Annotated in this window: 6 protein-coding genes; 3 read left to right on the top strand and 3 right to left on the bottom strand. The window is 71.0% G+C overall.

Annotated features, from left to right (window positions below; all coding sequences use genetic code 11):
* Positions 1-272 precede the first annotated feature (272 nt).
* From OC372_RS08900 to OC372_RS08890, 3 genes are read left to right on the top strand one after another with little or no spacing between them, the layout of a single operon-like run.
* On the top strand, positions 273-1421 hold the full coding sequence (locus OC372_RS08900) for an ROK family transcriptional regulator (RefSeq protein WP_262001573.1): 1149 nt from the start codon (positions 273-275) through the stop codon (positions 1419-1421).
* A 52-nt stretch (positions 1422-1473) separates the two neighbouring features.
* Entirely contained in the window at positions 1474-2403 is a 930-nt protein-coding gene (locus tag OC372_RS08895) for a polysaccharide deacetylase family protein (protein ID WP_105711960.1), read from the top strand.
* The gene (locus OC372_RS08890) at positions 2400-3725 is read left to right on the top strand and encodes an MFS transporter (protein ID WP_262001572.1); all 1326 of its coding nucleotides are present in this window, start codon (positions 2400-2402) and stop codon (positions 3723-3725) included. Before OC372_RS08895 ends, OC372_RS08890 begins: the two co-directional genes overlap by 4 nt.
* A 65-nt stretch (positions 3726-3790) precedes the next feature.
* Here OC372_RS08890 and galE read toward each other — a convergent pair whose 3' ends face one another.
* From galE to galT, 3 genes are read right to left on the bottom strand one after another with little or no spacing between them, the layout of a single operon-like run.
* Positions 3791-4771 (bottom strand): UDP-glucose 4-epimerase GalE, encoded by a 981-nt coding sequence (galE, locus tag OC372_RS08885; RefSeq protein ID WP_262001571.1) that lies wholly within the window; start codon positions 4769-4771, stop codon positions 3791-3793.
* A gap of 49 nt (positions 4772-4820) precedes the next feature.
* Positions 4821-6014 carry a galactokinase gene (gene galK, locus OC372_RS08880; protein ID WP_262001570.1) on the bottom strand — a complete coding sequence of 398 codons (1194 nt, stop codon included), beginning with the start codon at positions 6012-6014 and terminating at the stop codon, positions 4821-4823.
* On the bottom strand, positions 6011-7231 hold the full coding sequence (gene galT, locus OC372_RS08875) for a galactose-1-phosphate uridylyltransferase (RefSeq protein WP_262001569.1): 1221 nt from the start codon (positions 7229-7231) through the stop codon (positions 6011-6013). The genes galK and galT overlap by 4 nt, the downstream gene beginning before the upstream one ends.
* Between the last annotated feature and the right edge of the window lie 49 nt (positions 7232-7280).

Raw genomic sequence — 7280 nt, 5'->3', positions numbered from 1 at the left:
CCGCATGCGCCACGGCACACCCCACGTCCGCGGACCCGCCTGGTGGGACCCCACCCGACGATGGCGCACACCACGACCCGCGACACCACGATCTGCGACGCCACGGACGACGGCAGCCCCCTGCCGCTCGACAGTGCTCAGAGCATGAGCGGCCACGACCGGGCTCGGCGTGAACTGTCGACCTGTGCGACACGATGTGGCATGCTTGCGGGCATTGCGCCGGGCCCCGTTTCTGGGGCCGTCCGTGAATTGAGAGGTAGACGCCGGAGCACATGTCCAGACCACTCGCGGGACCGCAGGGCCTGCTACGCACGCTCAACGGTCGCGCGATCCTGGAGGCGCTCGCGCGCAGCGGTCCGCAGACCCGCGCGGAGCTGATGTCGGCGACGGGGCTGTCCCGCACGGCCGTCACCCAGGTGCTGCGGATGCTCGAGGCAGCGGGCGCCGTCGCCTCGGCAGGCATCGACCGCGAGACGCGGGGGCCTGCCGCCGGTCGTGTGACCCTGCATCCGCGGCTCGGGTTCGCCGCCGCCGTGCACATCGACCACCATGCCGCGCACGTGGTGCTCGTCGACGCCCGCGGAGTCGTGCACGCAGAGGAGCACGCCGTGCTACCGCTGCAGGAGGATCGCGTCGAGCGCATCGTCGCCCTCGTCGACCGTTGCCGAGGCTCGGTGAAGGCGGCCAAGGGAGCGATCCACCTCGCTGTCGTCGGCATTCCCGGGATCGTCACCGCCGATGGCGGCATCCGCGACGATCTCGGTCCGGACGGCGGCGCCTTCCGCGCTGCGCTGACCGCATCGCTCGGCTGCCCGGTACGCATCGAGAACGACGTCAACCTCGCCGCCCTCGCCGAGCTCACGGCGGGCGTGGGCGGCGACCTCGCCAGTTTCGCTCTGCTGCTCCTCGACGACGGGCTCGGTGCCGGCATCGTGATCGACGGCGCACTGCACCGCGGATTCTCCGGTGTCGCGGGCGAGGTCATGTACCTGCCGCAGACTCCGCTCCCGATCGGGGCGCCCATCGTGAGCGACGCCGTGGTCGGAGATCTCGCACTCGGGGAAGGGCGAGACGCCGAGGCCACGTTGGAGGACCATCTCGAAGCCGCCGGTCGCGGTGACGAAGCCGCGATCCGGGTCGTCGCCGAGATCGGCAAGCGCATCGTCCTCGTGGCCGGCAGCATCGGCCTGGTGCTGGACCCGGAGGCGTTCATCCTCAGCGGCACGGCAGCCCATCCCGTGCTGGTCGACGCGATCCAGCGCGTCGCAGACGAGTATGCCGCCCAGCTGCCGCTGCGGTTCCTGGTCTCCTCGTTCGGCCCGGAAGCCCCGCTGGTCGGCGCCGTCGACGAAGCGGCATCCGCCCTCCGCAGCATGCTCTTCACCCGCATCCTGACGCCGACGCCGAAGCCCGGCCGCTGAGCACCCCCGATCGTCGCCCCCGATCGCCCGTCCCTACCCGACAGGACCTCTGATGACCGCTCCCTCCGATCTCGCCGACCGCCTCGGCCTCGCACCCGGCGCCAGGGCGATCATCCTCAACGCCGACGACTTCGGCATGTGCCATGCGGCGAACACCGCGATCGTCGAGCTGCTCACGACCGGGCACATCGACTCGACGACCGTGATGGTCCCGTGCTCGTGGTCGCCCGAAGCGCTGGCCTTCGCGGCTTCCCGCACGGACCTCGACGTCGGCGTGCACCTGGTGCTCACCAGCGAGTGGAGACGCTACCGCTGGCGCCCATTGACCGGCACGGGAACGAGCCTCGTCGACGCCGACGGTTTCTTCCCCGCTGATGTCGCGACCGTCGAGCGGGATGCGACCGACGACGATGTCGCCGCCGAGCTCGCCGCCCAGCTGCAGGCCGCGCTCGACGCCGGGGTCGACGTGACGCACCTCGACAACCACATGGGCTCGGTCTACGGCCTCGTCACCGGCCACGACTTCCTGCGCCCGGTGTTCGAGCTCGCCGCCCGCAACGGCCTCCCGTTCCGGCTGCCGCGGACGATGGACGGGGTGGGGGAGGATGCCGCGTTGCAGGCCAAGCTCGACGACGCGGCGGCCGCAGCGGACGCCAGCGGCATCGAGATCATCGATCGGCTCTGGTCGCATCCCTTCGAGCTCCTCCGCGAGGGCGAGCCCGACGAGGAGACCTACGAGCAGGTGCGCGACGGCTTCATCGCGTTGCTGCGCGCTGTTCCTGCCGGCGTCACCGAGATCTACCTGCACCCGATGATCGACGACGACGAGCTCCGGGCCGCGGTCGACTTCAGCGCGGCGAAGCGTGGGTACGAGCTGCGTCTGCTCACCGACCCCGCCGTGCTGCAGGCCATCGAAGACGAGGCTCTCGTGCGCATCGGCTGGCGTGACCTGCGCGACCTGCAGCGGTCGTCCGCGCGATGACGGTTCTGGGCGAACGCCTGCGCGATCGACGGCTGGATGCGGCGCCGACCAGGGCGCAGACGATCGCATTCGGGGCATCCGGGTTCCCGACCCAACTGATGGCGCAGACCTTCTCGGCCTTCATCGTCTACTTTTACGTCTCACACCTCGCTGTCCCAGCCGGATGGGTGGCCGCGGCGATGATCGCCCACGGTGTGCTGAACGCGGTGCTGAATCCGGTCGTCGGCACGATCTCCGACCGGCTGCGCACTCCCTGGGGTCGGCGCATCCCGTGGATCGGTCTGGGCATCGTGCCGCTCGTGGTCGCCTTCGCGCTGGTGTGGATGCCGCCCGAGCTCCCGGCGGCCGGCCTCATCGTGTGGTTCCTCGTGGTCGTGGCCGTGTACGACATCGCGTTCGTCGTCGTGGTGCTGAACATCTCGGCCCTGTTCCCCGAGATCTTCCGCACCACCGAGGAGCGCGCCCGTGGCAACGTGCCGCGGCAGATCTTCGCGATCCTCGGCATGGTCCTCGGCACCGCCGGCGCGCCCGCCCTGTACAGCGCGCTCGGGTGGCCGGGGATGGCCCTGGTGCTGGGCGCCGTCTGCCTGGTGCTGCTCGTGTGGTCGTTCCTCGGCGGGATGATCGAGCGCCGGGTCCCGGAGGCGGCTTCCGAGGCCATGCGGTGGGGCGACCAGCTGAAGTACACCTTCCGCAATCGGGCCTTCGTCCCCTACGTGCTCGGGTCGCTGTTCGTGCAGACCTCGATCGCGGTGATCCTCGCCGCGATCCCCTTCTACGTGCGGTACTCGCTCGGGGCTGCCGAGGGAGAGGGCAGTCTGCTGCTCGGGGCCATCTTCGTCACCGCGATCCCGTCGATCGTGCTGTGGAGCGCGGTCGTCCGCCGCACCTCGCCGCGCACGGCGGTGCTGTGGAGCGTGGCGGTCTTCGGCGTCGCCGTGCTCGGCTACCTCGCCCCGTCGAACGTGCTCGGGGCGGTGCTGGTCGGCGTCGCGGTCGGGGTGGGCGTCGGCGGCCTGCTGCAGCTGCTCGAGGTCATGCTCGCGCAGATCATCGACGAGGATGCCGTGCGCACCGGGCACCGCCGCGAGGGGGCCTACTTCGGGGTCAACGGCTTCGTGGTGCGAGGATCGGTCGTGCTGCAGGCGGTCGTCGCCGCGGTGGTGCTGACGGCATCCGGATTCGATGCCACGCTCGGCGACGCGCAGCCCGAGAGCGTCGACGGCGGAATCCGTCTGATGCTCGCCGTGATCCCGCTCGGGTTCACCGCCCTCGCGTGGCTGTGCTTCTGGCTCTACCCCATCCGCGCCCGCGACGTCTGAGGTCTTCTCCTCGTACCCAGCACGGAGGAGGCGCGGCCCGGAGCCCGTCCCCACAAGTCGAAGACTCAGACCGATGCAGCCTGCCGCGCCTCCCACCCCGTGCGCACCATCTCGTCGACCGTGTACCGCATGGTCCAGTCGAGGTCGCGGGCGGCGAGCTCGCCGGTGGCGACGATGCGGTCGGGGTCGCCGGGGCGGCGGGGGCCGATCTCGGGTGTGAAGTCGATGCCGGTCACGCGGGCGACGGCATCCATGATCTGCTTCACGCTGAGCCCGTCACCGGAGCCGAGGTTGTACGCGGGCTCGATGGTGCTTCCGTCGGCGAGGCGCTGGGCGGCGGCGACATGGGCGGCGGCGATGTCGCCCACGTGCACGTAGTCGCGCACGTTCGTGCCGTCTGCGGTGTCGTAGTCGTCACCGAAGATCTTCGGGGTCTTGCCCGCGAGCAGCGCTTCGAACACGATCGGGAAGAGGTTGTGCGGGCTCACGTCGTAGACGGTCGGGTCGGCGGAGCCCACCACGTTGAAGTACCGCAGCGAGGTGTGTCGCAGCGGACGCGCGGAGTCGGCCGTCGCGATCGCCTGGTCGCGCAGCAGCCATTCGCCGATGAGCTTCGATTCGCCGTAGGGGCTGGCCGGCTTCTTGGCGGTGTCCTCGACGACGAGCGCGACGTCGGGGGTGCCGAACACCGCAGCCGACGACGAGAACACGATGTTCGAGACGCCCGCGGCTTCCATCGCCTCGAGGATGATCCGGGTGCCCTCGACGTTCTGCGCGTAGGTGTGCAGCGGGCGCTGCACCGAGACGCCCGCGTACTTGTACCCGGCGACGTGGATGACGCCCTGGGCGTCGTGGTCGCGCAACGTCTTCTCGACCAGGTCGCGATCGAGGATGCTGCCCTGCACGAACGGCACGCCCTCGGGCACGAACGACGCGACGCCGCTGGAGAGGTCGTCGAGCACGACCGGGGTGAGCCCTGCTTCGGCGAGGGCCCTGACGACGTGGGCTCCGATGTAGCCGGCGCCGCCGGTGACGATCCAGGACATTGCGTTCCTCTCCTGCCGCGGAGTGGTCGCGGCTCGATCGATCATTCTCTCAGGCGTCGCGGAGCGGACCTGCGGAGGGGGTGACCGTGAACAGGTGCGGGGCGCCGAATCCCGAGGCGGCGAACGCGGCGGTCACGGCACCCGACACCGCCTCGACGGCATCCTGCTCGATCAGCGCGATCGCAGCACCGCCGAAACCGCCGCCGGTCATGCGGGCGCCGAGAGCGCCGGCGGCCAGCGCGGTGTCGACCGCGGTGTCGAGCTCGACGGTCGAGATCTCGAAGTCGTCCCGCATTGACACATGCGACGCTACGAGGAGGTCGCCGATGGCTCTCGCGCCCTTCTCCCGCAGCACCTGGACGGTGTCGAGCACGCGCTGGTTCTCGGTGACGATGTGACGCACGCGGCGGAAGGTCACGTCGTCCATCAGCTCCTGAGCGCGGGGAAGGTCGGCGATCGACACGTCGCGCAGGGCGGGCACGCCCATGAGTGATGCCCCGAGTTCGCACGACGCCCGGCGTTCGCGGTAGCCCCCCGTGGAGTGGGCGTGCTTCACGCGGGTGTCGATCACGAGGATCGCGAGTCCGGCCTCGGCGATGCCGAGCGGCACGGGCCGGGCCTCGAGCGAGCGGCAGTCGAGGAAGATCGCGGTGTCGGGCTGACCGAGCATGGACGCCATCTGGTCCATGATCCCGGTGGGGGCCCCGACGGCCTCGTTCTCGGCGCGGCGTCCGACGCGGGCGAGAGCCGTGGCGTCGAGGCCTGTGCCCCAGAGCTCGTTGAGGGCGGATGCCGTCGCCCCCTCGATCGCGGCGGAGGAGGAGAGCCCGGCCCCCACCGGCACGTCGGAGGCGATCGCGATGTCGAGGCCGTGGAACGGGCCGTCCTCGGCGGTCTCGTGCCGCAGCGCCCAGGCGACTCCGAGCGGGTAGGCGGCCCACTCCGGGACGACGGGGTGTGTGCCCGGCGCGGTCGGGAAGAGTCCGTCGAGCTCGTCGAGGCCGACCTCCACCGGTTCCTCGGCGAAGGTCGAACCGACCATGACCCGGCCGCGATCGTCGCCGCGCAGCCCGACTGCGGCGACCGTGCGCTGGGGGATGGCGAACGGCAGCACGAAGCCGTCGTTGTAGTCGGTGTGCTCGCCGATGAGGTTGACGCGGCCCGGTGCCGACCAGAGGCCGTCGGGCTCGCGGCCGGTGAGGTCGGCGAACAGTGCGCGGGCGTCGTCGTGGGCGGCGGTCATGCGGATGCTCCGTCGGAGGTCTGGTCCGGGGATGAGGTCTGGTTCGGGGATGAGCGTTCGATCGCCTCGCGGAGGCGTGCGGCACCCACCTCCGGCGGGACCTCGGCGGCCCACGCCCCCATCGCGGCCTCAGACCCGGCGAGGAACTTCAGCTTGTCGGCGGCCCGGCGCGGGCTCGTCAGCTGCAGGTGCAGGCGCACGGTGTCGCGGCCGATGTGCACGGGCGCCTGGTGCCAGGCGGCGATGTACGGGGTCGGGGTGTCGTACAGGGCATCGACGCCGCGGAGCAGGCGCAGGTAGAGCGGGGCCAGCTCGTCTCGTTCGGCCTCGGTCGTCTCGGCGAAGTCGGGCACGTGGCGGTGCGGCATCAGGTGCACCTCGAGCGGCCAGCGGGCGGCGAAGGGGACGAAGGCCGTCCAGTGCTCGCCGCGGAACACCACGCGCTCGGAGGCCTGCTCGGACTCGAGGATGTGCTGGAACAGGTCGGGCGCGGTGCGGTCGATCGACTCGAGCAGTCGCGTGGTGCGCGGCGTCACGTAGGGGTAGGCGTAGATCTGGCCGTGCGGGTGCGGCAGGGTGACCCCGATCGCCTCGCCGCGGTTCTCGAACGGGAAGATCTGCTGGATGCCGGGCAGCTTCGAGATCGCGGTCGTGCGGTCGGCCCAGGCCTCGATGACCGTGCGGGCGCGGGTGACGGACTGCGTGCCGAAGGAGCCGGAGTGGTCGGGACTGAAGCAGACCACCTCGCAGCGGCCGACCGACGTGCGGGTGCGACCGAGGCCCAGGGCGGCGAGGTCGTCGAGGCCTCGGGGCGCGTTCGATGCCTGTGGCGCGGTGCCGACGGCCTCGGCGAGGGCGGGACCGAATGCGGGGGAGCGGTTCTCGAACACCGCGACGTCGTAGCGGGACGGCACCTCGGAGGGGTTGCCCGGTGTCTGCGGCGCGAGCGGGTCGGCCTCGGCGCTGGGCATCATGACGCGGTTCTGCCGGTTGGCGGCGACCGTGATCCAGTCGCCGGTGAGCACGTCGAGGCGCATCGTCGCGGTGTCGGGGCGCGGGTCGAGGGTGCGGGCATCGACGGCGCGCTCGGCTCCGAGCGCGGTGCCCGGGTCGTCGTAGTAGATGAGGTCGCGGCCGTCGGCGAGGGTGGTGGCGCGTTTGACGACGCCGGCGCCGAGGGTCTCGGTGCGCAACTCAGGAAGATCGTGCGTGTTCACGTAAACATGGTAGCCACAGGGCTGTGATAACGTCAACATTGCGGAGTTG

Source organism: Microbacterium sp. Mcb102 (assembly GCF_024519805.1).
Classification (GTDB): domain Bacteria; phylum Actinomycetota; class Actinomycetes; order Actinomycetales; family Microbacteriaceae; genus Microbacterium.
The sequence above is the reverse complement of the archived record's forward strand: the minus strand, read 5'-3'. Positions and strand labels throughout refer to the sequence as shown.